General features: G+C 48.8%; 23 protein-coding genes, 2 tRNA genes and 2 pseudogenes. 13 read left to right on the plus strand and 14 right to left on the minus strand.

All coding sequences use genetic code 11. The features are described from left to right. Window positions 1–21: 21 nt before the first annotated feature. Window positions 22–1,305, plus strand: coding sequence for a phosphoribosylamine--glycine ligase (purD, locus tag ABNV41_RS13745; RefSeq protein WP_080986730.1), 1,284 nt, complete (start codon window positions 22–24; stop codon window positions 1,303–1,305). Between the two features lie 63 nt (window positions 1,306–1,368). Here the strand turns inward: purD and rimI are convergent, their stop codons facing one another. The 5 genes and pseudogenes from rimI to ABNV41_RS13770 all read right to left on the minus strand — a co-directional run. Further along, window positions 1,369–1,806, minus strand: coding sequence for a ribosomal protein S18-alanine N-acetyltransferase (rimI, locus tag ABNV41_RS13750; RefSeq protein ID WP_196332627.1), 438 nt, complete (start codon window positions 1,804–1,806; stop codon window positions 1,369–1,371). Between the two features lie 2 nt (window positions 1,807–1,808). Beyond that, on the minus strand, window positions 1,809–2,501 hold the full coding sequence (tsaB, locus tag ABNV41_RS13755) for a tRNA (adenosine(37)-N6)-threonylcarbamoyltransferase complex dimerization subunit type 1 TsaB (protein WP_349935115.1): 693 nt from the start codon (window positions 2,499–2,501) through the stop codon (window positions 1,809–1,811). Continuing rightward, complete coding sequence (locus ABNV41_RS13760; protein WP_050818951.1) at window positions 2,498–3,127, minus strand: malonic semialdehyde reductase; 630 nt, start codon at window positions 3,125–3,127, stop codon at window positions 2,498–2,500. The genes tsaB and ABNV41_RS13760 overlap by 4 nt, the downstream gene beginning before the upstream one ends. Before the next feature lie 67 nt (window positions 3,128–3,194). Beyond that, window positions 3,195–3,755 (minus strand): NifU family protein, encoded by a 561-nt coding sequence (locus ABNV41_RS13765; RefSeq protein WP_050818950.1) that lies wholly within the window; start codon window positions 3,753–3,755, stop codon window positions 3,195–3,197. Window positions 3,756–3,981: 226 nt separating this feature from the next. Beyond that, window positions 3,982–4,335: pseudogene (locus ABNV41_RS13770) on the minus strand (DNA/RNA helicase domain-containing protein); the annotation flags it as partial. An 83-nt stretch (window positions 4,336–4,418) separates the two neighbouring features. Between ABNV41_RS13770 and ABNV41_RS13775 the strand changes: the two are divergent. After that, window positions 4,419–5,441 carry an IS110 family transposase gene (locus ABNV41_RS13775; RefSeq protein WP_050818395.1) on the plus strand — a complete coding sequence of 341 codons (1,023 nt, stop codon included), beginning with the start codon at window positions 4,419–4,421 and terminating at the stop codon, window positions 5,439–5,441. Between the two features lie 270 nt (window positions 5,442–5,711). Here the strand turns inward: ABNV41_RS13775 and ABNV41_RS13780 are convergent. From ABNV41_RS13780 to uvrA, 4 genes and pseudogenes are all read right to left on the minus strand, one after another. Continuing rightward, window positions 5,712–6,593: pseudogene (locus ABNV41_RS13780) on the minus strand (DUF2075 domain-containing protein); the annotation flags it as partial. Between the two features lie 79 nt (window positions 6,594–6,672). Continuing rightward, window positions 6,673–7,977, minus strand: a complete 1,305-nt coding sequence (locus tag ABNV41_RS13785) for a YncE family protein (RefSeq protein WP_080986729.1) — start codon at window positions 7,975–7,977, stop codon at window positions 6,673–6,675. 107 nt (window positions 7,978–8,084) lie between these two features. Further along, window positions 8,085–8,924: a creatininase family protein gene (locus tag ABNV41_RS13790; protein WP_050818947.1), complete on the minus strand. Its 840-nt coding sequence runs from the start codon at window positions 8,922–8,924 to the stop codon at window positions 8,085–8,087. Further along, window positions 8,924–11,788, minus strand: coding sequence for an excinuclease ABC subunit UvrA (gene uvrA, locus ABNV41_RS13795; protein WP_050818946.1), 2,865 nt, complete (start codon window positions 11,786–11,788; stop codon window positions 8,924–8,926). The genes ABNV41_RS13790 and uvrA overlap by 1 nt, the downstream gene beginning before the upstream one ends. A gap of 238 nt (window positions 11,789–12,026) precedes the next feature. On the opposite strand from uvrA, the gene ABNV41_RS13800 reads away from it, so the two are divergent. The 4 genes from ABNV41_RS13800 to ABNV41_RS13815 are packed head-to-tail and all read left to right on the plus strand — an operon-like array spanning window position 12,027 to window position 14,334. Further along, entirely contained in the window at window positions 12,027–12,986 is a 960-nt protein-coding gene (locus tag ABNV41_RS13800; RefSeq protein WP_050818945.1) for a tetratricopeptide repeat protein, read from the plus strand. Between the two features lie 14 nt (window positions 12,987–13,000). Beyond that, window positions 13,001–13,705, plus strand: a complete 705-nt coding sequence (locus tag ABNV41_RS13805; protein ID WP_050818944.1) for an LON peptidase substrate-binding domain-containing protein — start codon at window positions 13,001–13,003, stop codon at window positions 13,703–13,705. 26 nt (window positions 13,706–13,731) lie between these two features. Further along, on the plus strand, window positions 13,732–13,917 hold the full coding sequence (locus tag ABNV41_RS13810) for a Trm112 family protein (RefSeq protein WP_003623252.1): 186 nt from the start codon (window positions 13,732–13,734) through the stop codon (window positions 13,915–13,917). Window positions 13,918–13,947: 30 nt separating this feature from the next. After that, complete coding sequence (locus ABNV41_RS13815; RefSeq protein WP_050818943.1) at window positions 13,948–14,334, plus strand: hypothetical protein; 387 nt, start codon at window positions 13,948–13,950, stop codon at window positions 14,332–14,334. 24 nt (window positions 14,335–14,358) lie between these two features. Here ABNV41_RS13815 and ABNV41_RS13820 read toward each other — a convergent pair whose 3' ends face one another. Both ABNV41_RS13820 and ABNV41_RS13825 read right to left on the minus strand, forming a co-directional pair. Next, window positions 14,359–15,600 carry a multidrug effflux MFS transporter gene (locus ABNV41_RS13820; protein ID WP_050818942.1) on the minus strand — a complete coding sequence of 414 codons (1,242 nt, stop codon included), beginning with the start codon at window positions 15,598–15,600 and terminating at the stop codon, window positions 14,359–14,361. A gap of 137 nt (window positions 15,601–15,737) precedes the next feature. After that, on the minus strand, window positions 15,738–16,265 hold the full coding sequence (locus tag ABNV41_RS13825; RefSeq protein ID WP_050818941.1) for a Spy/CpxP family protein refolding chaperone: 528 nt from the start codon (window positions 16,263–16,265) through the stop codon (window positions 15,738–15,740). A 235-nt stretch (window positions 16,266–16,500) separates the two neighbouring features. Between ABNV41_RS13825 and ABNV41_RS13830 the strand changes: the two genes are divergently transcribed. Beyond that, window positions 16,501–16,980: a YaiI/YqxD family protein gene (locus ABNV41_RS13830; RefSeq protein WP_050820294.1), complete on the plus strand. Its 480-nt coding sequence runs from the start codon at window positions 16,501–16,503 to the stop codon at window positions 16,978–16,980. Window positions 16,981–17,027: 47 nt separating this feature from the next. Here ABNV41_RS13830 and ABNV41_RS13835 read toward each other — a convergent pair. Both ABNV41_RS13835 and ABNV41_RS13840 read right to left on the minus strand, forming a co-directional pair. After that, window positions 17,028–17,103, minus strand: a tRNA-Ala gene (locus tag ABNV41_RS13835). 91 nt (window positions 17,104–17,194) lie between these two features. Then, complete coding sequence (locus tag ABNV41_RS13840) at window positions 17,195–17,827, minus strand: Maf family protein (protein WP_050818928.1); 633 nt, start codon at window positions 17,825–17,827, stop codon at window positions 17,195–17,197. A 369-nt stretch (window positions 17,828–18,196) separates the two neighbouring features. Between ABNV41_RS13840 and hemE the strand changes: the two genes are divergently transcribed. The 3 genes from hemE to hemJ are packed head-to-tail and all read left to right on the plus strand — an operon-like array spanning window position 18,197 to window position 20,429. Beyond that, window positions 18,197–19,276, plus strand: a complete 1,080-nt coding sequence (gene hemE / locus ABNV41_RS13845; protein ID WP_080986726.1) for a uroporphyrinogen decarboxylase — start codon at window positions 18,197–18,199, stop codon at window positions 19,274–19,276. Continuing rightward, entirely contained in the window at window positions 19,273–19,974 is a 702-nt protein-coding gene (locus ABNV41_RS13850; RefSeq protein WP_050818927.1) for an HAD family phosphatase, read from the plus strand. The genes hemE and ABNV41_RS13850 overlap by 4 nt, the downstream gene beginning before the upstream one ends. Before the next feature lie 2 nt (window positions 19,975–19,976). Next, entirely contained in the window at window positions 19,977–20,429 is a 453-nt protein-coding gene (hemJ, locus tag ABNV41_RS13855; RefSeq protein ID WP_050818926.1) for a protoporphyrinogen oxidase HemJ, read from the plus strand. A 35-nt stretch (window positions 20,430–20,464) separates the two neighbouring features. On the opposite strand, the gene ABNV41_RS13860 is transcribed toward hemJ, so the two are convergent. Beyond that, window positions 20,465–21,040: an NUDIX hydrolase gene (locus ABNV41_RS13860; protein WP_050818925.1), complete on the minus strand. Its 576-nt coding sequence runs from the start codon at window positions 21,038–21,040 to the stop codon at window positions 20,465–20,467. Window positions 21,041–21,136: 96 nt separating this feature from the next. Here ABNV41_RS13860 and ABNV41_RS13865 point away from each other — a divergent pair, with 96 nt between their 5' ends. From ABNV41_RS13865 to ABNV41_RS13875, 3 genes are all read left to right on the plus strand, one after another. Further along, window positions 21,137–22,354 carry an MFS transporter gene (locus ABNV41_RS13865; RefSeq protein WP_087651656.1) on the plus strand — a complete coding sequence of 406 codons (1,218 nt, stop codon included), beginning with the start codon at window positions 21,137–21,139 and terminating at the stop codon, window positions 22,352–22,354. Between the two features lie 64 nt (window positions 22,355–22,418). Then, the gene (locus tag ABNV41_RS13870; protein WP_050818923.1) at window positions 22,419–23,003 is read left to right on the plus strand and encodes a TIGR00730 family Rossman fold protein; all 585 of its coding nucleotides are present in this window, start codon (window positions 22,419–22,421) and stop codon (window positions 23,001–23,003) included. Between the two features lie 78 nt (window positions 23,004–23,081). Beyond that, window positions 23,082–23,158, plus strand: a tRNA-Pro gene (locus tag ABNV41_RS13875). The last annotated feature ends 62 nt before the right edge of the window (window positions 23,159–23,220 follow it).

Genomic DNA, 23,220 nt, shown 5'->3' on the forward strand with positions numbered 1-23,220 from the left:
TGAAAAGAGCAGAACATCAAGATGCAGGAGAAAACAATGCGGGTACTTCTGGTTGGATCTGGCGGCAGGGAGCATGCGCTGGCCGCAACACTTGCCCGTTCTCCGGAACTTTCAGCCCTGTTTATCGCACCCGGCAACCCCGGCACAGCAGAAGTTGGGGTAAATGTGCCCATTGGTGCACAGGATGTTCCTGCACTTGTGCAGTTTGCTCTGGAACAAAAAGTCGATCTGGTTATTCCCGGCCCGGAAGCCCCATTGGTGGCAGGGCTGGCCGATGCCTGCGCCCGCGCCAAACTGGCCTGTGCCGGCCCCACGCAGGCTGCTGCCCGGCTTGAAGGCAGCAAAAGCTTTACCAAGGAAATCTGCTACGCCGCCAACATTCCCACAGCGCAGGCAGAACGGTTTACAGACGTAAACGCTGCCTTGACCTATGTGCGTGAAAAAGGCGCACCCATTGTTATCAAGGCCGATGGTCTGGCAGCCGGAAAAGGCGTTGTGGTGGCCACCACACTGGCTGAAGCCGAAAGCGCTGTGCAAGACATGATGGCTGGCGGCTCACTTGGTGATGCAGGCCGCTGCGTGGTGATTGAAGATTGCCTTGTCGGTGAAGAAGTCTCGCTTTTTGCATTCTGCGCAGGTGAGACAGCCACGCTGATTGGCGCAGCCCAAGACCACAAACGCATTGGAGATGGAGATACCGGCCCCAATACCGGCGGAATGGGCGCGGTTTCTCCGCCAAAAGGTTTTGGTCGGGCAGAACAGGAAGCTGCGCTTGATCTGCTGGTACGCCCCATGCTGAAGGAGATGATGCGCCGTGGCACGCCTTTCCGGGGTGTTATTTTTGCCGGCCTGATGCTGACAGATAGTGGCCCGCAGCTGATAGAATACAACGTAAGATTTGGTGACCCGGAAGCCGAAGCATTGTTGCCACGGCTTACTTCTGATCTTCTTCCGGCTCTCAAGGCTCTTGCAGAAGATCGGCTGGATACCGCACCTGTCACATTTTCAGATCAAGCATCCGTTTGCGTTGTGATGGCAGCGCGCGGCTATCCTGGTGCGCCTGAAAAAGGTGCTGTTATTTCTGGTGTTGAAGATGCAAACAAACTGCCTGATGTGCAGGTCTTTCAGGCTGGCACCCAGCTGAATGCAGTAGGGGAACTTGTTGTAGCCGGAGGACGCGTACTGGTTGTTTGCGCCTTGGGAGACACCGTGAAACAGGCGCAGGAACGCGCTTATGAAGGCGTTAAGGCTATTTCATGGAATGGCGCAACATGGCGCACAGATATCGGTAACCGCGCCCTTTAAACAGCTTTAAATAACAGCCCTTGGCCATACAGACCGGCTTCTGTTTGGCTAAGGGCTTGTTGTTTAGCAGGGCCGCCCCAAAACCAAGGCATCTGAGCCATCTTCATAATACTTTTTGCGCAAACCCAATTTTTCAAAACCCTGTTTTTCATAAAGGGTTCTGGCAGATTGATTATTTACCGAAACTTCCAAAAACAGGGTTTGTGCCCCTTTGTGTTGCGCAACCTGATCACACCATGCCAACAACTGTTGGGCCAAACCGCGTTTTCTATACTCTGGTAATACGCAAACTGTTAGAATCTCTGCTTCATCCACCACACTTCGTAACATGATAAAGCCGGCAGGGTGTTCTTTCACCATCACAATACCTGCGTGCACACCCGGAGATGACAGCAAAGCCGTTATGGCTGTTTGATCCCACTGGGCACCTGTATTGAAACATTGCGTATGCATGCCGGCCAATAGCTGTGCATGTGCAATACTTGCTTCCTGCACATGCACGGTCAAACTGGTTGGGCCCGTAAGCCATCTGCCGGCAATTTGGCTTCTGGCGGATCTACATACAGCGGAACAGGATCTCGCGGAGGGAATTTTCCCATGTGGCGCTTTAATGCCGCACCGGCAATTTGCTCTGATGTTGGCATGCATAGTGGACTGTGAAGAGCATGTGAGAAAGAAAGAGCCTCACTGGTATCACCTGCCACCAGCCAACTGCCTTCTGGTGCCTGCCAATGAGCTATCATAACTGCGCGCACATGCTGAGCATCTTCAACAAACACCCGGCCACGCCGTGCCGGTGTAACCACTAGCCACCCTTGTAACTCTGGGTGATGCTGCAATTCTGCATTCAATGCAGGAGCCAAAGCTTCAGCCCGCGTTACGCCCACCAATGGGCACCCAGCACCCAGCGCAAACCCTGCAGCCACAGCGCAAGATGCGCGTAGGCCAGTAAAAGACCCAGGGCCGACAACTACGGCTACAAGATCTGGTTGTATGCCAGTTTCTGCACCCCAACCTGTTTTTTGCAAAACTGTATCGACAAGAAGGTTAATGCTCTCTGCTGCCTGCTTACCTGCCACTACCTCTGCACTCAGCACAGAAAGCTTATCACCTTCGGCCAGAACGCAAGCGGCCATCCCACAAGCAGATTCTCCTGCCGGGCTACCATCCAGAACCAGAATACGCTGCACCATCATGGAATCACGCAACAGGCTTCTTCAAACGCCAAACGTGGGGCACGTGGGAGCTGATTTTCAAAATCTCCATACCCAAGGCACAGTAGAAAGTTTGCACGCCAGCCTTGTTCAGCCAGAAAAGCATCTTCCACCAAAGCCTGATCGAACCCGGAAATTGGCAGAGCATCGAGCCCAAGGGCACGAGCTGCCATAATCATATAAGCCCCTTGCAGCGTACCGTTCCGAAGGGCGGTTTCCTCTGCCAACCCAACGTCTGATGCAAACCATGAACGCAGGTTTTCCTGCGGGCACAAACGCGGCAACTGCTCAAAAAACAACGGATCATGCGCAACAATGGCAATAACAGGCGCCCCCATTACCCGATTGACGTTGCCCTCAGACAAAGCAGGACGCAACCGCTCACGCCCATCTGAACCGGTAATGAAAACAAACCGGGCTGGGCTGCAATTACCGGATGTAGGCCCCATTTTTGTGAGATCATAAAGCTGGCGCAGCAAATCTTCTTCGACTGTGCGAGTTGTCCAGCGGAGGGGCGTACGCGCCTTTCTGAAAAGGAGATCCAGCCCGTTTTCATCCAGCATATGTATCTTGCCCTGTCTTGCGTCTATCATTGAAAGGGCAGGCATAAAAAAAACACCTGCCTGCTTTCTATGCCACGCTTTGGTGCGCGACAAAAGCAGACAGGTGCAGCACTTAGTCTACTTGTTCGACAGAAACCACTTCTGGCACGTAATGGCGCAGCATGTTTTCTACGCCATGTTTAAGCGTTGCGCGGGAAGATGGGCACCCAGAGCACGCGCCCTGCATGGTCAAGCGCACGATGCCATTGCGATAACCACGGAAAACAATATCCCCGCCATCACCTGCTACGGCTGGACGTACACGCGTATCCAGCAGCTCCTTAATCTGCGTAACAATTTCTTCGTCTTCGGGGGCAATGGCATCTTCTGTAACAGCTACGCCTTCTGCCACGACAGGGTGCCCGGCCACAAAATGATCCATGAGAGTGGACAGAATTTGAGGGCGCAGTTCTTCCCAATCTTCGGAATCTGCTTTTGTTACAGAAACAAAGTCGTTCCCCAAAAATACGCGGGAAACACCGGGAAGAGCAAACAGAGCTTCCGCCAAAGGAGAACGGCCAGCTACGGCATCGGCATCAATAAAATCAATGGTGCCAGCGTCCCCCATAACGGCCTGCCCGGGCAGAAATTTGAGCGTAGCAGGATTGGGTGTGCCTTCGGTTTCTATAAACATGACCAGTTGAGCCTGAGTAATGAGGAAAGAGAACTTGTTACCTTTCAGTTGGCATTAGAATGCGTACGAAACAAGTCCTGTATTCAAAGAAAAACGGTTCTTCTTAGGTGAATTCGCTTTGAATAATCAACTTTCCTTAATTTTACATGGCAGAATGTTTGCCTTGCTCTTTGGCAAATCTGCCATGCAGTTATGAAGCAGAAGGTAACCCAATTTAAAGCAGACCTTAACTGCGTAATGATTGCTCTTGCTGCAGCTTCTTCCTTAACGCTGGATCATGGGCATAAATGTACAGACCTTTGACCGCCCTTGTCATAAGCACATTGATGGCATTGAGCATGATCTGCTCCTTCACCTGCTCGGGTTGGGCCAAGCCATCCTTACCTGCAAAAGCTGCACCATCTTCATAACGTGTGGGGTCCAGGCGCAAGCAATCTACTTGTGCATCATACGTAACAGATGGCCCCAGAATGAGCCCTACATAATTCAGATCAAACCCCTGCACAGTATAAACAGATCCAACCTCATTGATTGTATCGGGTCGTTCTGCCCACGGCAGTTTTTCATCTGGCTTTGAGATGGGGTGGTTGCCGTCCTCCCCGCACGGCATCGCAATGTGCCAGAATGGTCGTTGGAAGAAACGACTGCGCGAAAGGACGGCAGATGAAGGATACAGTGATAGGCGTTGATCTGGCAAAGAACATTTTCCAGGTTCATGGAGCTTCGCGTGCGGGCGAGGTGATGTTTCGCAAAAAGCTGCGTCGTCAGCAGTTTATGCAGTTCATGGCCACGCAGCCGCCTGCTCTGGTCGTTCTTGAAGCGTGCGGGAGCGCGCATTACTGGGCTCGCGAACTGGCAGGAGCTGGTCACGAGGTCAGACTGATCGCTCCGCAGTATGTGAAGCCTTTCGTGAAGCGCCAGAAGAACGATGCTGCTGATGCGGAAGCGATCGTCATTGCGGCCCGGCAGCCGGAAATGCGCTTTGTCGAACCACGCACTGAAGCGCAGCAGGCGCGTGGCGTTCTTTTCCGGGCCCGGCAGCGTCTGGTGCACCAGCGCACGGAACTGGTGAATGCCCTGCGTGCCGTTCTGTATGAATTCGGTCTCGTCGTGCCACAGGGGATTGCGCATATCAGACACATTGAAACCATGCTGGATGAGGCGGTTCTGCCAGAGGCTGTGAAGCAGGAATGCCTTGATCTGCTGCGACAGATTTCGGAGCAGAGTGTGCGGATTGATGTCAGAACAAAGAAGATCAGGATGCTTGCCCAGGAAAGTGAAAACACCTGCAGATTGCAGAGCATGCCTGGAGTGGGTCCTCTGACCGCTCTTGCGATTGAAGCTTTTGCGCCTGACCTGCAGAGCTTCCGGCGCGGGCGCGACTTTGCTGCGTGGCTGGGGCTGGTGCCCCGTCAGTTCTCATCTGGCGGAAAGGAAAGGCTGGGGAAGATATCAAAAGCCGGGCAGGCTGATATCCGCAGGCTTCTCATCATGGGCGCCATGACCCAGGTGAACTGGGCCAGCCGTAAGGCCCCTGCACCGGGAAGCTGGCTGGCACGGATGCTGGCCCGCAAGCCCCGTATGCTGGTAGCCATTGCGCTGGCCAACAGGATGGCACGAGCCATCTGGGCCATGGCAACAAAACAGGAGGATTATCGGGATCCGGCCCTGTCCCTGGCAGCCTGAGCGATGGCTCGGCTCCCGCGGATGGAACCGGTAGGGGTGTGAGAGGGCGATGACCTGAATGGGCGCATGATCGTTTGATCCGGATCGGAAAAACCAGTGGATTTCTCTGTGCTTTAAAGCACGCCTGTGAGATTTGGATCTGATCCGCTGATCACCATACCGGCCAGTGGCTTCTGAAAGGCCACATCAACAGGCCTTACAGAAGACCGCACACGATCACACGTCAATATTGGTCAGAAAACTCTTGCATAACGGACGGTAACCACAGAAGAGATCCCACCGCAGGTGGAAACGTCCTTCATCAATAAAGTGCTCTTTGCCATCCAATCTGTAAGGATAATCATAAGTTGCAACGATACGTGACAATCCGCACTGGTTATTTTTCTGCTTGATTAACTCGTACATTTCTTGAGCATCATCAAAACATCTAAAATCAAAATCCTGCTTTTTTGGGAAGGATGTCACTTTTTTTGCACAGAAATTTTTTATCCACTCCAAAACATCCGTATTTGCATGCATACGAAACTGATCTGTCAGATAAAAGGTTTCTACCGGAAACCCACTTATAATTTCCGAAAGTGTATTTTTATTCCAGTAACTTTTAAACTTCAAAACCTGTTTTTCATCAAAAACAAGGATAACAATCCTGGCAAGCTTTATAATCTCTTCAAGATGATTGTTTTGGTTAAATCTATTGTATTTATCAGGATGTGTCAAAAGAAGATGTGCTTCATCAATGAGCACAACATCAGCCCTCTTTTTTAATTTATTTATTTTATTTATAAATGTTGTTGGGCGCTCAAAATCCTTTTTCCTGATATACGGAAAATCTTCTGATATATTTGTATACAGCTTCATCATTTCAGGATGATTCACAATAAGGTAGTTTTCCTTTCCAGAAAAACAGCCTTCATCCTGAGAGCTTCTGGACATGCGCTGCAAATCATTAAATATAGAATTTATAACAAGGCTTTTTCCTGTTCCGGCATCACCTTCAATAACAAAAATAGCGTGTTCATCATTTTGGTGGGCTTTGCAAAACTCAAGAATATCTTGTTTTAACAAAGTCTGTGTGGGCGATAATTTTTGAAAGGGTGAAAGCTTCTTTCTTGCATTATTATCTTCAATAACTTCGTTCTGAAAAGCAGACATATCTTTTTCCTTACCTCATAAAAAAAGCCTTTCTTGAAAACAAGAAAGGCTTTTTCAAAAACATTCTTAGATTTAATCCTTAGCGCAGGATACCTGTATGACCAATGCAATACCGGCCCGGCTGCGGCCACACAGTGAGACCATGAGGTTCTGCACCGACAGGGATTTTGATCATGGAACCATCATCGGTGTTGATTTTGTAAACAACATCATCAAACCGGCCTGACAGCCATAGGCTTTTACCATCTGCACTTACATTCCCCATATCTGGGCTACCGCCACCGGGAATAGGCCAATCAGCTACAATCTTATTGGTTGCAAAATCAATAACTGTAACACCACCCGCCTTACTGTGCGGCTTACCATGAATTTTATGAGAACCACGGTTGGCAACATACATTTTTGTACCATCACGGCTGGGGTACAAACCGTGCGTACCTACACCTGTATGAATAAAACCTGTTTCCTTAAATGTATCGCCATCTACAAGGAAAATACCGTCTGCCATCATATCAGCAACGTAAAAGGTTTTTCCGTTTGGAGAAATCAGAATATCCTGCGGCATGCCACCACTTGAAAGAGCAAGGTAGCCCAAAACTTTTTTGTTTACTGTGTCAACTTTTACAAGGTGGCCACCAAATTCACATGTGAAAATGGCATAGCGTCCATCAATTGAAAAATCTGCATGGTTCACGCCCTTACATTGCGGAACTTCAACAGATTCCTGCAAAGCCATTGTATGCGGATCACGAAAATCCAGCCGTTTGCGGGCTTCTGCGACCACAATGGCTGATTTGCCATCTGGCGTAAAATACATGTTGTAAGGATCATCCACCTGCACAGCAGGGCCAGGCTTGGCTGTACGGGGGTCTATTGGCGTCAGGCTACCGTTTGTAGTGCCTTCGGCATTGTTAGTGACCCATAATGTCCGCAAATCCCACGAAGGCACAACGTGTTGCGGGCTTTTACCAACAGGAAAACGATCCACGACTTTTGATGTCGCAGGGTCAATCACCGAAACATCATTGGAACGTAGGTTTGGCACATAAACACGTGCCGGATCTTGTGCCACTTCCGGTGAGATATTTCCCGCCCGTGTTTCACTATAAAGGTTATTTGGATCAATAACGGGAGGCATACCCGGAATTGTTTCAATTTTTGTAGCTGAAGTTGCTGCATTTTGCGGAACAGGCGTAGAAGCTGGCGCCGTTGCAGGTGCAGGTGCAGGAACTTCAGCTACTGGCTGCTGCACCGATGGAGCAGGTTGCGTAGCATCTTGGGCAAATGCCGCTGTTCCAGTGCTCATCACCGCAGCTAAAGCCGTTGCCGCTATCAAATAGGCTTTGGAAGCCATTACACTATACCTCATTATCTCTGGTACCATGATTTATCTATTATATCAGGTTCGATTTATCATGGTGCCCTAATAAGGTCTATTCTAATCTTTTTTAAGTAGAGAACCTATGTTCTATTCTGTAAAATAACTTACACTTATTTATTTCGTGCATTGTTAATAGCAGAAACCGCCGCAGTAATCTGCATATTAACCCCGACCAGCCCTAAACTGGCAGATGCTTTGCGCGGGTCCCCTCCATAAATACCTTGCGCGCTGGATGGCGGACCAGATTTTTGTAATGCATCCAGCCTTACCATTGTTGGATCAATAGCCAGCATCAGTGATGTGTCACTTATATCTGCGTGCATACCAACATCTTTTGCATATCCATGCTGGCTGAGCCATTGAGTATACTGATGCGGTATAACGCTATAATATTGCTTTACATAAAGAGCCTGCGCCTGTGTGCCAGACCATTCCTTATTCAGTTGCGTGGCAACTTTATTCAAAGATTTCTGATACCCACCATGATCGCCTATAAAAACGATTAGACGAAACCCTTGAACCTGAAAACTTTTTGCAGCAGATGTCATCAATTTTTCAAAAACATCTGTCGGAACAGTAATAGTTCCCGGAAACTTCATATGCGAAGTGCGGGGAGATATCCCTCCTTCTGGAACATATGAAACAACCGGTGCTACAAGAGTTTTTCCAGATTTCTCCGCTATCCTTTGCGCTATTTCCATAACACGCGTGTTATGCTTGCCAACCGCGATATAAGGCCCACTCTGTTCTGTTCCACCAACAGGAATAATAAGAGTTGTTATTCCACAGGAAATATCAGACTGGATTTCTGTCCATGTCTGTTTTTCAAACAGGACAGAAGGGGGAAGGGCAGAACACGATGTTTCTGCCATTGCGCTATAAGTTTCTGCTCCGTTTGCAACCAGAGCAGAAAACCCAATACCGGCCAAAGCCAAAAACTGCTTTTTCATTATTTCTTCACTAACAGCGGAGCAAGAAACCGGCCTGTATAACTCTCCGGACATGCAGCAATATCTTCTGGCGTGCCTTCGGCAACAATCTGCCCGCCGCCATCACCACCTTCAGGGCCAACATCTATAATCCAGTCTGCCGTTTTAATAACTTCAAGGTTATGTTCGATCACCACAACTGTGTTTCCCTGATCAACAAGGGCATGCAAAACCTCCAGAAGTTTTCTTACATCTTCTGTATGTAGGCCTGTTGTTGGTTCATCAAGAATATACAGGGTACGCCCCGTTGCCCTACGCGCCAGTTCCTTGGAAAGTTTAACGCGCTGTGCTTCACCACCAGAAAGAGTGGTCGCCTGCTGGCCCAAAGCGACGTATCCTAAGCCAACTTTTTGCAGAATGGCCAATCTATCGCGAATACGAGACTGAGCCGAAAAATAGGGTAGGGCTTCATCCACACTCATGGCCAGCACATCTGCAATGGATTTGCCACGGAACTTGATATCAAGTGTTTCACGGTTATAGCGCTGCCCTTTACAGGCATCGCACGTTACAAACACATCTGGCAGAAAGTGCATTTCAATTTTGATAACACCATCACCCTGACATGCTTCACAACGCCCACCTTTCACATTGAAGGAAAAGCGGCCAGGTTTGTAACCCCTTGCTTTACTTTCTGGCAGTTCCGCAAACCAGTCTCTTATCGGTGTAAAAAGATCCGTGTAGGTTGCTGGGTTGGAACGTGGCGTACGCCCGATAGGGGATTGGTCAATATCAATAATCTTGTCTAACAGTTCCATCCCCTTGATACGCTTATACGGTTCTGGCGATGTACCTGCTCCCATCAACTGGCGAGAAAGTGCTTTATAGAGCGTATCAATAACCAGAGTGGATTTTCCGCTACCAGATACACCGGTGACGCAGGTAAATGTACCAAGCGGGAAGCGGGCCGTTACGTTTTTCAGATTATGCCCGGTAGCACCTTCAACAGTTAGAACTTTCTTTTTATTTATCTTCCGCCGTTCAGCAGGAACATCAATCTTCTTGCGGCCGGAAAGATAAGCACCTGTTAAACTATCGGGCGATTTGGCAACCTGCGCTGGCGTACCTTGGGCAACAACTGTACCCCCATTCACACCTGCACCCGGCCCCATATCTACAAGCCAGTCTGCACTTCTGATCGCATCTTCATCATGTTCAACAACAATCAGTGTATTTCCAAGGTTTTTCAAACGCTGCAACGTGCCAAGCAGACGTTCATTATCGCGCTGATGCAGACCAATAGAGGGTTCATCCAGAACATATAAAACACCTGTCAGACCAGAACCAATCTGACTGGCAAGGCGAATACGCTGGCTTTCCCCCCCAGAAAGTGTTGCTGAACTTCTTGAAAGAGTGAGATATTCCAGCCCTACGTCATCAAGAAACTTCAAACGTTCCAGAATCTCACGCAGAATACGGCGTGCAATTTCGGCCCTTTGCGGCGTAAGCGTTGGTAAAATTGTATCAAACCAGTCCAGAGCTTGCCCTATAGGTAAATCCGTAGCTTGCGCAATATTTTTCCCTGCCACACGCACAGAAAGAGCCTCTGGGCGCAACCGTGCACCTTCACACACATGGCAAGATTTTTCTGACTGATATCTGGAAAGTTCTTCTCTTACCCACATACTTTCTGTGGTACGTAAGCGTTTTTCCAGGCTTTTAATCACGCCTTCAAATGGTTTGGAAACAACGTAGCTTTTTCTGCCATCTTTATAGGTGAAATCTACATTTTCTGGAGTGCCATAAAGAATACCGTTTTGTACATTTTCTGAAAGATCTTTCCATGGTGTGTCCATGCTTACAGAAAAATGCTGTGCCAAACTTTCCAGCGTCTGCTCCAGCAATGGAGATTTTGCATCTTTCCAGGGCGCTATAGCACCTTTTGCAAGGCTTAATGTTTCATCTGGCACAACAAGATGCGGATTGAAGTAGGTTTCCACCCCGATACCGTCACATGCCGGACAAGCACCTTGAGGTGCATTAAAAGAAAAAAGCCGCGGTTCAATTTCTTCCAGTGTAAACCCACTTACCGGGCAAGAGAAATGTGATGAAAAAACAAGTTTTTCTGTTTCCTTGCTTTCATCTTTAGAAACCTCTTCAGCATACACAATACCATCAGAAAGTTCTAAAGCGGTCTCCAGACTATCAGCAAGGCGCGTTTCAAGCCCTTCCTTGACCACAACACGGTCCACCACAACTTCTACAGTATGGCGTAACTTGCGGTTCAGGCTTGGAACATCATCAATCTCATAAAGTGTTCCATCCACTTTTACACGTGTAAAACCTTTACGTTGAAGCTCTGCCAGTTCCTTCCGGTATTCTCCCTTTCTGTCACGAATAACAGGGGAAAGAAGCATTAGGCGTGTGCCCTCCGGCAACGCCATAATACGGTCAACCATTTGGGTAACTGTTTGTGCTTCAATTGGCAGGCCGGTAACAGGGGAATACGGCACACCCGCCCGCGCCCATAACAGACGCATGTAATCATAAATTTCCGTAACAGTACCAACTGTGGAACGCGGATTTTTAGATGTTGTTTTTTGCTCAATAGAAATAGCAGGGGAAAGACCTTCAATGGAATCTACATCTGGTTTACCCATCAATTCCAAAAACTGACGCGCATAGGCAGAAAGGCTTTCCACGTAGCGGCGCTGCCCTTCAGCGTAGATTGTATCAAACGCCAAGGAAGATTTGCCGGACCCGGAAAGCCCTGTCATGACTGTCAGCTTATCCCGTGGAATATCAATATCCACGTTTTTGAGGTTATGAACCCGTGCGCCGCGCACCCGGATACTTTGCTGACCGGAAAAATCTGATTTTTTCATGTAAGAAATCTGCCGCCGTTCCTGTTTTGTCCTAGTATGCCGCTTAAGGCCACCTTCATGCAATGCGTGATAAGGCGACGGCAGCCATTGTCTTTAATCTGATATGGGCAAGCCATGCCCTAATTGCCATTGCGCATCATGCTCTGATTGACCATCTAGAACATATAAACAGATAAAAGCCGGCCAGAAGGATATTATCCATACTGACCGCAGCATTGGATTAAGGATACAAGAACATATGGAACACCTTCTCGGCCAGCCGCAATCTGCTACACAAAACGGCGCAACATCCCCTCAGAACACGGCTCCTGTAATTACAGACGGCTCTCAGGCCACATTCATGCAGGATGTGATTGAAGCAAGCCGTTCTATTCCTATTCTTGTTGATTTCTGGGCAGACTGGTGCGGCCCCTGCAAACAGCTTGCTCCGGTGCTGGAAAAGGTGGTGACAGCAGCACGCGGCAAAGTGCGCTTGGTTAAAATTGATATCGAAGCAAACCGTGCACTGGCAGGGCAGCTTGCTCAGGTTGGCTTGCCGTTACAGTCCATTCCACTGGTTGCGGCCTTCTGGAAAGGGCAGATTCTGGATCTGTTCCAGGGCGCTTTGCCGGAAAGCGAAATCAAAAAGTTTGTCGAAAACATTCTAAAAAGCAGTGGCGGTGGCATTTTGCCCGCAACAGAACAACTGCGTGAAGCAGATGTGGCGCTGGAAACAGAAATGCCAGCCCGTGCGGCAGAACTGTATTCCTCCGTTATTGGGGAAGAGCCAGAAAACCCACGTGCATGGGCAGGGCTTATCCGCGCCATGTTGGCACTGGATGACGAAGATGCCGCCGTTGCTGCTCTAGCAGACGTACCCGCCAAAATTACCGATAGCCCGGAAGTGGCTGGCGCACGTGCTGCACTGGATCTGAAAAAGGAAGGACGCAAGGCAGCGGAAGAAATGGAAAGCATTCGTGCACGCCTTGCTGCCAACCCGGAAGATTTTGAAGCACGCTGCGAACTGGCAACAGCCCTGAATGCCGCCGGAAAACGGGAAGATGCCGCAAACGAGCTACTGCATATCATCAAGGTAGACCGGAACTGGAAAGACGGCGCAGCTAAACAGCAGCTGCTACGTTTTTTTGAAGCATGGGGAAATGAAGAGCCCGCAACAGCAATTGCGCGCCGCCGCCTGTCTTCCATGCTGTTTTCATGAGGATGTAAAACTTTTTGGCTGCCGTATTTTTTCAAGATGAAGATGATATTCCCCGGCGCATTCCCAAGCTGGGGGATATCACTTTGGCCGATATCCCTCCAGAAATCGGCCTATTCCCGTTAAGCGGTGTTGTTCTTCTACCTCGTGGAAGACTACCGCTTAACGTGTTTGAACCGCGCTATATCGCATTGGTGGAAGATGCACTGGCAACCCAGCGCCTGATAGGAATGATCCAGCCGCGTTGGCGGGAAGAAGAAGATGAAGATAACGGCGCTCCACCACTGTATCCAATAGGCTGCCTTGGCCGGATTGTTTCCTTTACCGAGCGATCAGACGGCACCTATGCCATTACACTTGCAGGTCTCACCCGTTTTCGGCTCCTGCGTGAAACAGAGGAAACACGCGGGTATCGGCAAGCCCGGATAGATGTTTCCACCTTTGCAGGGGATCTGAACGAAATTCCGTCTGCTCCGTTTGACCGGGAGAAGCTTCTGGGCTCCATGCGGCGTTACTTCCAGAAAAAAGGGCTACAGGCCCGTTGGTCTCTGCTGGAACAGATGGATGATGATATCCTGCTGGTCACATTGCCCATGATCTGTCCTTTCCCTCCGGCAGAAAAACAGGCATTGCTTGATGCCGAAGATCTAACTGACCGTGTGCGGGTGCTACAAACACTGCTAGACCTGTCTGGTCCGGAACAGGAAGGCCCACCTTCCTGAACCTTTTACTGAGGAACAGAGAACTGATGTCTGACACACCTCCACTTGATTCCCGGCTTCTTTCGGTGCTTGTGTGCCCTGTCACCAAAGGGCCTCTGACTTATAATGCTGAAACAAATGAACTGATCAGCAAGAAGGCTGGTCTCGCCTTTCCGATCCGGGATGGTATCCCCATCATGCTGCCAGATGAAGCACGCCGCCTGGAAAGCTGAACCCACAGCTTTCTTTCTTTCTCCTTTACAATGAACCCGTCCATGCTTCTGGCGAAAAAAACAGGCACCCTGATCGGAAACCTTCTTTTGGTCTCTCCACTGCTGGTGGCATGTCACGGGCCTATTGAAGGGGACAACATTGATGTGCCCCCTGAGCGGCCGGGGCGCTTTCTGCCTGAAGCTGCTCCGGCGGAAGCCAAGGCAGCCGAACAGGAAGAAAGCCTGCGCGAAGCCCAAGCCGCGCGTGAGGGCAAGCCTGAGCAAGTTCAGCCACCCAAACCCGAAGAACGTTACGAAACACTGCCCGATGCAGGTTCTGGGGCTGCGGGATCAATGGAAACAGAAGACGGGCATACCGTTACCCCACAAACCCAAGCTATTTACGGCAAACCGGCGGACAAATCTCCGGGCCATTAACGCCGGAGGGTCCTGCCGCGCTTATTAGCCCTCATGTTCTGCTTGGTCTGTATGCCTACGGCGCAGGATATTGGCACACACCATACCGATCACACCTGTCATCATGCCAATAGCCGTTGGAATAGCACCCCCTCCGGGCAAAATACCCACCAGAACGCTGCTTAAAGAGCCAAGACTAAATTGCATTGTACCCAGCAAGGCAGAGGCACTGCCAGCCTGATGTGCATGGCGTGAAAACGCCATAACGGTGCCATTCGGCCCAATAAAACCCAATGCACCAGTAATGCAGGTGATCAGCCCACATGTCAGCCACGGATGGGCTAGGCCCGCTAAACCTGAATAGGCCACCATCACAAAAACTCCGCCCATAATCAAAGCCCAGACAATGGCAGCCTCCAGCAAAACTGGCATGGCAAACCTATGCACAAGCCTGCCGTTAATTTGTGTTCCCAAAATAAAGGCAGCGGCATTCATGCCAAAAAACATACCAAAAGCTGTGGGAGAAAAATGAAGCACCTGTTCAAACAGAACCGGCGCGCTTCCCAAATAGGCGAACATCACAAAAGTGGAAAAAGTTGTGATAAGGGCATTAGAAAGAAAAACAGGCTCCCGCAGAATAGTGCGATACCGCGTGAAAATTTCAAATGGGGCCAACCGCATCCGATATGCGGGGGAAAGCGTATCTGGCAGCATACATATAATGCCAATCATCCCCAGAACGGCGTATAAGGTGCCACTCCAGAATATCCACCGCCAGTTCCCAAATTCCAGCACGAGGCTCCCCATACTAGGGGCCAGCACAGGCATGACACCAAACACAAGCGTAAGCTGCGCCATAATATGCGCACCTTTTTTGCCGGTTGCGACATCCCTTACAATGGCACGCGGAATAACTGCACTGGCAGATCCACCAAAAGCACCAATAAACCGCATGATGCAGAATAGGTGATAATCCCGCACCACGGCACACATGGCAGATGCAACAGCAAAAACGGCAAGCCCTATAACCAGAGGAATCTTGCGCCCAAATCTGTCTGACAGCGGGCCTTGAGAGAATTGGCCAAAAGCCAGCCCTAAAAACCACGCTCCCAGCGTAAACTGAGCAGAACCTGCACCTCCACCCAAATCCCGCTCAACATCAGGAAAAGCAGGAAGGTACATATCTGTCGCAAGGGGGCCTATTGCCGTAACGAGCCCCAAAAGCAGAATAAGCCGTAGCGGCAGCCCATTTTTAAAAAGGGCTGGGTAGGTGGAAGATGTTGTCATGATATCAGGCACCGAAAAAGAACGTTCTGTTCTTTCTCTTGATCTGCATCATTTGTCTATGAATGCAGACACAACGCATCAATGCTTTAGGGATAAAAAAAAGCTGCCAGAGTGCCTGGTAGCTTTTTTGTAGAAGCTTACTTGCTTTCGGTTGCTGCCGGCGGCGGGGCCGGAGGTGCACCGTTTCCGCACATGGGCGGCATCTGGGGTTCAGGGCGTTCAGCAATCTGCTTCAGCTGTTTCTTGGTCAGAATATCATGAACCTGTGTTTCAACCTGCAAGCGCTGTGTTGCGCGCTCGGTCTGCATCGTGCTGATCTGCTGTTCAATCTGCTGCAGCTTAGCCTGATCAACCGGACCGGGAGTTGTCAGCACTTCACGTTCCTGCTGATGCAGGCTGTGAATCTGTTCCATGTCCGCTTTCGGGTCAGAAGGCTTGTTTGCGTCAAAAATAGCTTTCAGTTTTTTCTTCTGGGCGGAGGTCAGCTTAATGCCGTCCAGTTTCAGGATCGGGCCACCCATGCCGTGATGATGCATCGGACCACAGCCCGGACCACCCGGAGGAGGAGCACCAACAGCCGGAGTGGCTTCCTGAGCATGTGCAAAAGAAACTGCTGATGTCATCATTCCCAGCGTCAGCGCTGTGGCCATCAAAACTTTTTTCATCAGATTCGCCTTATAAAATCTTTACCGTAACAAAGTGCATAAACACCTTGTCTGCTTTCTGACTAATGACAAAGGCTTGTGTCTGAAAAAAGGCATAATTTTAAAAGAAAAATGTTTTGTGTCTGCTTCCGCGCAAAAACAAGAACAAAGCCTTGCCTGCTGTACGTATAAAAAGGATACCTTAATTCTAAGGCGATCGTTTGCGATTACCGCCTTACTGCGGCACATTAACTGTATGACCCGTATTTTTGTTGATTCTGACGCATGCCCCGTAAAAAACGAAGTGTATCGTGTGGCCAGTCGTTACAATATGCACGTTTTCATTGTCTCAAACAGAATGATTATGGTGCCAGAATCATCTCTGATTGAACGCATAGTTGTAGATGCTGGGCCAGATGTAGCAGATGATTGGATTGCTGAGCGCGTATCAGACGGAGATATCGTGATTACAGCAGATATTCCGCTGGCTGCGCGATGTGTTGAAAAAGGTGCTTACGTTCTTGAACCTAAAGGGCGAATTCTGGATGGTGATGCCATTGGCATGGCACTGGCAGTGCGCAATCTGATGACAGATTTGCGTTCAGCCGGAGTTATTACGCCAGGCGGAAGCGCGTTTGGAAAAGCAGATCGATCTCGCTTTCTCTCCGCTCTTGATACGCTGGTGATCAAGGCACGCAAACCCCGTTTACGCCCACTGACATTGCCGAACGGGTGAGCAACTTAAAATACAGTTAATTATTTTTTGGAGGTTTTGATAAGAACTGGTGGAGCCAATCGGAATCGAACCGACGACCTCCTGAATGCCATTCAGGCGCTCTCCCAACTGAGCTATGGCCCCACACTGTTCTTGCACACAGCAGCACCTGCTTGAGATGCGGCGTGTGCCCAGCCTCTTACATGGTCTGCCCTTAACAGGCAAGCCCCTATTTTCAGTAAAAAATCACTTTCATCTCTCTCAACGCTTCCAGAAGCGGCAGAAGAGGAAGCCCCTGAATGGAAAAAGCATCTCCTTCTATATGCGCAAAAAGCTGCAAGCCAGGCCCTTCCAGCCTATAAGCTCCCACAGAAGCCAAGCAAGCAGGGCCTTCTGTTTGCAAATAAGCATCCAGAAAAGGTTCTGAAAACAAACGCATGGTCAAACGCGGCTGATCCACATGCTGCCATACCACCTGACCGTTACGGCACAGCACAACTGCTGTGTGCAAGATATGGGTGTTTCCCCGTAGCGCCAAAAGCTGCTCACGAGCCTGAGCCAGATCCTTCGGCTTGTCATACCATACTGAATCACAGGACAGCATCTGGTCCGCGCCAATAACAAAAGCATCTGGCTGCTGAATAGAAAGCGCCTTGGCCTCGGCCAAACCAAGAGCCACGGCTTCCGGATTCCAGCCTTCACGTTTGCCTGCTGCTTTAAGGATGTCTTCGTTTACATCTGCAATGCGGACTTCAAAATCCAGCCCGACCTCCTCAAGCATTTTGCGCCTAGAAAAAGAACCACTCGCCAAAAGCAGTTTCGAATCTTTGTTCTGTAATGGAGTCGGCATTAGTACTAAATCCTGCATCAATTCGAGTCCCGTTCAGGTACTCGTAAAAAAATGGCCTGTGAGTACTCACCTGAGTACCGGGGTACATGTGGATTGTACGGAACTCATAACTGCGACGTACCGAGTACCGGGCACAACCCTCTAAAACGATAAACCGGTGAGTTGTACACAGCCCCGTACGGGTACTTTCTGGATAACTTTAAAAAGTCCTTGTTTTCCAATACCCTAAAATCTGTACACAGTGTGGGAAAGCTGGGGTACATTTTTGGAATACCGGGTACCCCACCATTCACAGTACTTTTAAACAACTACAAACCTATTTCTTTCTTTTTTTATAGGAAGAGGGGCGTGGACAGCGTGAACAAAGACGTGGCAGGACATCGAAGCATGATGACAGACCAACATATTCCCTCCGCCAAACGGCTTTTAAGAACACTCAATGGTGAAGCCCTGTGGCCGCCTCCAATGTGGCTGATGCGTCAGGCTGGTCGCTTTCTGCCAGAATTTCGGGCCATGCGTGCCAAGGCAGATTTTCTGACACGCTGCATGACGCCGGATATTGCAACAGAACTGACATTGCAGCCGATCAAACGCTTTGGAATGGACGGCGCCATTCTATTCTCTGATATTTTGATTTTGCCTTGGGCAATGGGGCAGTCCCTGGAGTTTGTAGAAGGCAAAGGCCCCGTATTAGGAGCTATTCGTTCTGAACAGGATCTGGCTAAGTTAGATCCGGCACGTATTGCCGAAGTTACAGCGCCTGTTTTGGAAACGCTGACACGCTTGCGTAAAGAATTGAATGGCCCAGATAAAATTGGTGTTGCACAGCCAGGGGCAACCACTCTGCTAGGATTTACGGGCGCTCCCTTTACGGTTGCTTGTTACATGGTTGAGGGGCACGGATCTCGTGAGTTTGCCGTTACCCGGCAGATGGCTTACGCAGAACCGGTTTTGTTTGATCGGTTAATGGATTTACTGACGCAAACAACAGCTGAATATCTTTGCAAACAGATTGAAGCTGGTGCTGAAGCCGTCATGCTGTTTGATTCATGGGCAGGCCTATTATCTCCATCAGAATTTCGCAAACACGTTATTGCGCCATCTCGCCAAATTGTTCAGACCATTAAAGCCCGGCATCCTTCTACACGTATTATCGGATTTCCGCGTTTAAGTGGTGTATTGGTTGCTGAATACGCACGAGAAACCGGTGTAGATGTTGTGGCACTGGATACGGGCGCAGATATAAAAATTGTGCGTTCCATGGTGCCTGAACATGTAGGTATTCAGGGTAATCTGGATCCGGTTGCTGTATTGGCGGGCGGGGATGCCATGAAGCGTGAAGCTCTGGCTATTCGTGAAGCTGGCCGAGGGCGCGCACATGTTTTCAATTTAGGGCATGGCGTTTTGCCGCAAACGCCTGTTGAACATGTTGCTGAATTGGTAAGCACGATCAGGGAAACGGCATGATGGTAGAACAACCATTGGTTCTTTCTCCCAAAGGGCATCTTAAGCTTATTATTTTTGATTGCGATGGCGTTCTGGTTGATAGTGAAGAAACATGCTGTCGTATCAGTGCGGAAGAAGCTCGGCGTGTTGGTATGAATGTGCCGGATGATCAGGCGGTAAAAGTATTTTCCGGCATGGCATTGCCGGGAATACAACACATGATTGAAAAAGAAACTGGTGCCCAGTTGGGAAAAGACTGGGCAAACATGATGCAAAAACGCTTTGTGGCCGCCATGAAGAATGGTGTTGAGCCTATTGAGGGCGTTTATGATATGCTCAACAATATTCAAAAACTTGGTGTTCCAGTAAGGGTTGCATCCAATTCCTCTCAAGAGGAAATGGATGCAAAGTTTTCCATCACCAATCTTGAACACTTTTTTGAAAACCGTATTCACTCTGCACGAGATATGGGCATTCCAAAGCCTAAGCCTGATGTGTATTTAAAAGCTGCAGAAGAAGAAGGTGTTTCTCCTTCAGAATGCCTGGTGCTGGAAGACAGTGACACAGGAGCACGTGCAGCCGTTGATGCTGGCATGACTTGCGTTATGCTAAGAGCAGATGAGAAACCCACTCCTGAATGGAAAAATATTTTAAGAATTAACAGCCTCTCACAATTTGCACCATTGGTTCAAAAAGCTTTGCAACTGCAAGGGCACTGATAATGGTTATAGATGCTCTTTTGCCGTGGTTGCGTTGGCTAATAGCGTTTCACATCATGTCTGTTATGGCATGGATGGCAGGGTTATTTTATCTGCCACGGTTATTTGTTTATCATTGTCAGGTTGCGGTTGGATCTCAGGAAAGTCAGCGTTTCAAAATTATGGAACGCCGGCTTCTTAAAGCAATTATGACACCTGCTATGTGTGCTAGCCTACTTTTTGGCGTGCTTCTTGTGCTGACACCAGGAGGTGTAGATTGGCATGCAGGGTGGTGGCATACAAAACTTACCGCTGTATTCTGTATATTTGCTTTTCATGGATGTTGTGCGCGTTGGGGTAAAGATTTTGCGGCTGACCGCAATAACCATTCAGAAAAGTTTTATCGGATTGCCAATGAAGTGCCGACCATCTTGATGATGGTTATTGTTATTATGGTTGTTGTAAAACCATTTTAAAAAAAAGTCCCTGCATAACAGGGACTTTTCTATTTCTAGATCATGTTTTTAATACGTAAAAGACCAAATGCAGCCAGGCTGACCATACAGGTTATCTCATTTTTTCGTATCATGTCTTCTACTTCCGAAAGCAGGAAGGTATGGCATGACATCCCTTGTTCTGTATCTTCTAGCTGGCGTTCTCCCTGAGTTAACCCTGTAGCCAAATACACGTGACCTTTCTGGGTGGAATATCCAGCACCCTGATAAACAATGCCTGCATGCTGTAGTGATTGGGCACGTAATCCTGTTTCTTCCCGTAGCTCACCTGCGGCAACTTCCTCCATTTTGGCATTTGGTCGCGCTTCCCACATACCCATTGGCAGTTCCCACAACCGTTTTTTAATTGGGTAGCGATATTGATTGACCAAAGTAACAGTTGGGCGGCCATCACCAGATGTACCCAAAGGAAGGATCACAACAAAATCCCCCCGTTCCACAATGCCGTAGAGACCATCGTTACCATTGGGTAGCCGGATAATGTCTTCTCGCACACGGGTCCATGGGTTTTCATAAGCGATACGAGTGGAAACGGTGATGTAACCTTCATCATCTGGTGCAGACATATTCATGTGGGGTTCCTAAGTTTTGCTTTGCATTACCCTATCATATGCGAGCAAATTGGTACGGATTCTGATTATGCAACACCATGGCCATGAAGGAATGTAATGAACGGAAATAATGACATCGAAGGAGCTTCAGAGCCTGTAGGAAAAACACTATGGTCTATCTTTGCCATCGTAGTTTTTACTTTGCTGTGTTATATAGAAATCGGTTTGCAAATGGCTGTTGTGCCGTTGTTCGTAAAAGAACAACTGGGGTTTAGTTCTGCAATCGCAGGGTTTGCTGTTTCCGTTCAGTATCTGGCCACATTTGTCTCCCGTATTGGAGCAGGGCATCGGATAGATACCCGTGGGCCTAAAAAAGTTGTTATTGCTGGGCTTTTTCTGGGTGCGCTTTCTGGTTTGTTTATCATGCTTGCACCTTCCCTGGTGGCATGGCCTGTAGGGGCTTTAGCTGTTGTTTTATTAGGCCGTATTTTTTTAGGTATTTCTGAAAGCTGGGTAGCAACAGGTGTTATTGTCTGGAACATCGAAAGAGTAGGTACACCCGGGACTGCTCGTGTGATCTCTTGGAATGGTGTTTGTTCTTACGGGGGCATTGCGTTAGGGGCACCTATCGCAATGATAATTTACCAGTCTCATGCTGCGCTGGGTGGTTTTCTGGGCATAGGTTTGTGTTGTATGCTTATGCTGCTTTCAGGGGTGCCATGGGCGTGGCATCAGCTAGCAGTTAAACCCCTTTCACCTACACCGGGTAAACGCCATTCCTTTATGACAGTTTTTGGTCAGGTTGCACCGTATGGCATGGCTTTGGCTGCAGGTTCTATTGGGTTTGGTGCCATTTCATCTTTGCTGACATTGTATTTTGCTGACCAGAATTGGAAAGGTGCTGCAACAGCACTCTCTATTTTTGGATGTGTTTTTGTTTTGACACGTTTTGGTTTTACCACTCAGATAACAAAGCGTGGTGGCACAGTTGTTGCATTGGTTTCCTTACTTATAGAAAGTTTGGGCTTATGTGTATTGGCTATGGGGCATTCACCTATTTGGGCAAACATAGGGGCCGCGCTAACGGGTGTCGGTTTTTCACTTTTATTTCCAGCTTTGGGGGTAGGGGCTGTGGCCCATACCAAGCCAGAAAATAAAGGGATTGCCATAGGCGCTTTTTCTGTTTTTCTTGATATAGCTCTTGGCTTATCTGGGCCTGTTTTAGGGTTTATTATCCCGTATTGGGGGTATCAGGGATTGTTTTTGACAACAGCACTTATGAGCCTTTTAGGTGTGGGAATATGTGCTTTTGTTTATCGTAAGGAAAATGGATAATTCCATTTTACCGTAACAGACAGATACTTAAAACTTTAGAAACTAATTTGGAGGAACAGAAATAATGACAATTGATGTGCGTGCAGTCGCCGTATTCTGTGGTTCCCGTATGGGTGTTAAGCCTGTGTATCAGCAGGCAGCGCAGGAAACAGGGAAAGAGTTGGCCAAAGCAGGAATCCGTCTGGTTTATGGCGGCGGTGCAAATGGTTTGATGGGCGTTGTGGCCCATGCCGTTATTCAGGCAGGTGGAAGCGTTACGGGTGTTATTCCTGAGTTTCTGAAAACCCGAGAAAAGATGAATGAAGAAGTTTCAGAGCTGATTGTTACGGATTCCATGCATACCCGTAAGCAAATTATGTTTTCACGGGCCGATGCTTTTTGGGTTTTGCCCGGTGGCTTTGGAACGTTTGAGGAGCTTTTGGAAATTCTGACGTGGAAGCAGCTTAAGCGCCACGATAAGCCCATCGTGCTTATTAACGTAGATGGGTGGGGCGATAAGGTTGTAGCTATGCTTGATGAGGCTGTGAAACAGGGTTTTGCCTCAGTAGATGCAAGATCTCTGCTAAGTGTTGTGCCTAATGCCGCCGCAGCTCTTGAATGCTCTCGTGTTACGGAGCCAGCTGAAGCATTGGGTATGGATGTGATGTAAAATAAGGCGTGCAAGGGTAGGAAGTCTCATTTCTACTCTTGCCTCTTAGGCCAGAGCGCTGTATAGGCAGCGTGTAATCGGAGTGTAGCTCAGCCTGGTAGAGCACTGTGTTCGGGACGCAGGGGCCGGAAGTTCGAATCTTCTCACTCCGACCAGACTTTCCCTTAAAAAATAGACATAAACAACAGTGCTCACTTTATCATGTGAACACAATACC

This window comes from Acetobacter sp. A11-2, assembly GCF_040208445.1.
Classification (GTDB): Bacteria; Pseudomonadota; Alphaproteobacteria; order Acetobacterales; family Acetobacteraceae; genus Acetobacter; species Acetobacter oryzoeni.

Excerpts from the sequence above, each read along its gene's own strand:
- ABNV41_RS13800 (WP_050818945.1), top strand. The coding sequence starts at position 12,027 with ATGGAACACCTTCTCGGCCAGCCGCAATCTGCTACACAAAACGGCGCA.
- ABNV41_RS13775 (WP_050818395.1), top strand. The coding sequence starts at position 4,419 with ATGAAGGATACAGTGATAGGCGTTGATCTGGCAAAGAACATTTTCCAG.
- ABNV41_RS13815 (WP_050818943.1), top strand. The coding sequence starts at position 13,948 with ATGAACCCGTCCATGCTTCTGGCGAAAAAAACAGGCACCCTGATCGGA.
- ABNV41_RS13830 (WP_050820294.1), top strand. The coding sequence starts at position 16,501 with ATGACCCGTATTTTTGTTGATTCTGACGCATGCCCCGTAAAAAACGAA.
- ABNV41_RS13765 (WP_050818950.1), bottom strand. The coding sequence starts at position 3,755 with ATGTTTATAGAAACCGAAGGCACACCCAATCCTGCTACGCTCAAATTT.
- ABNV41_RS13790 (WP_050818947.1), bottom strand. The coding sequence starts at position 8,924 with ATGAAAAAGCAGTTTTTGGCTTTGGCCGGTATTGGGTTTTCTGCTCTG.
- purD (WP_080986730.1), top strand. The coding sequence starts at position 22 with ATGCAGGAGAAAACAATGCGGGTACTTCTGGTTGGATCTGGCGGCAGG.
- ABNV41_RS13865 (WP_087651656.1), top strand. The coding sequence starts at position 21,137 with ATGAACGGAAATAATGACATCGAAGGAGCTTCAGAGCCTGTAGGAAAA.
- hemJ (WP_050818926.1), top strand. The coding sequence starts at position 19,977 with ATGGTTATAGATGCTCTTTTGCCGTGGTTGCGTTGGCTAATAGCGTTT.
- ABNV41_RS13825 (WP_050818941.1), bottom strand. The coding sequence starts at position 16,265 with ATGAAAAAAGTTTTGATGGCCACAGCGCTGACGCTGGGAATGATGACA.
- ABNV41_RS13850 (WP_050818927.1), top strand. The coding sequence starts at position 19,273 with ATGATGGTAGAACAACCATTGGTTCTTTCTCCCAAAGGGCATCTTAAG.
- ABNV41_RS13870 (WP_050818923.1), top strand. The coding sequence starts at position 22,419 with ATGACAATTGATGTGCGTGCAGTCGCCGTATTCTGTGGTTCCCGTATG.
- uvrA (WP_050818946.1), bottom strand. The coding sequence starts at position 11,788 with ATGAAAAAATCAGATTTTTCCGGTCAGCAAAGTATCCGGGTGCGCGGC.
- hemE (WP_080986726.1), top strand. The coding sequence starts at position 18,197 with ATGATGACAGACCAACATATTCCCTCCGCCAAACGGCTTTTAAGAACA.
- tsaB (WP_349935115.1), bottom strand. The coding sequence starts at position 2,501 with ATGATGGTGCAGCGTATTCTGGTTCTGGATGGTAGCCCGGCAGGAGAA.
- ABNV41_RS13840 (WP_050818928.1), bottom strand. The coding sequence starts at position 17,827 with ATGCAGGATTTAGTACTAATGCCGACTCCATTACAGAACAAAGATTCG.
- ABNV41_RS13810 (WP_003623252.1), top strand. The coding sequence starts at position 13,732 with ATGTCTGACACACCTCCACTTGATTCCCGGCTTCTTTCGGTGCTTGTG.
- ABNV41_RS13860 (WP_050818925.1), bottom strand. The coding sequence starts at position 21,040 with ATGAATATGTCTGCACCAGATGATGAAGGTTACATCACCGTTTCCACT.
- ABNV41_RS13760 (WP_050818951.1), bottom strand. The coding sequence starts at position 3,127 with ATGCCTGCCCTTTCAATGATAGACGCAAGACAGGGCAAGATACATATG.
- ABNV41_RS13785 (WP_080986729.1), bottom strand. The coding sequence starts at position 7,977 with ATGGTACCAGAGATAATGAGGTATAGTGTAATGGCTTCCAAAGCCTAT.
- ABNV41_RS13820 (WP_050818942.1), bottom strand. The coding sequence starts at position 15,600 with ATGACAACATCTTCCACCTACCCAGCCCTTTTTAAAAATGGGCTGCCG.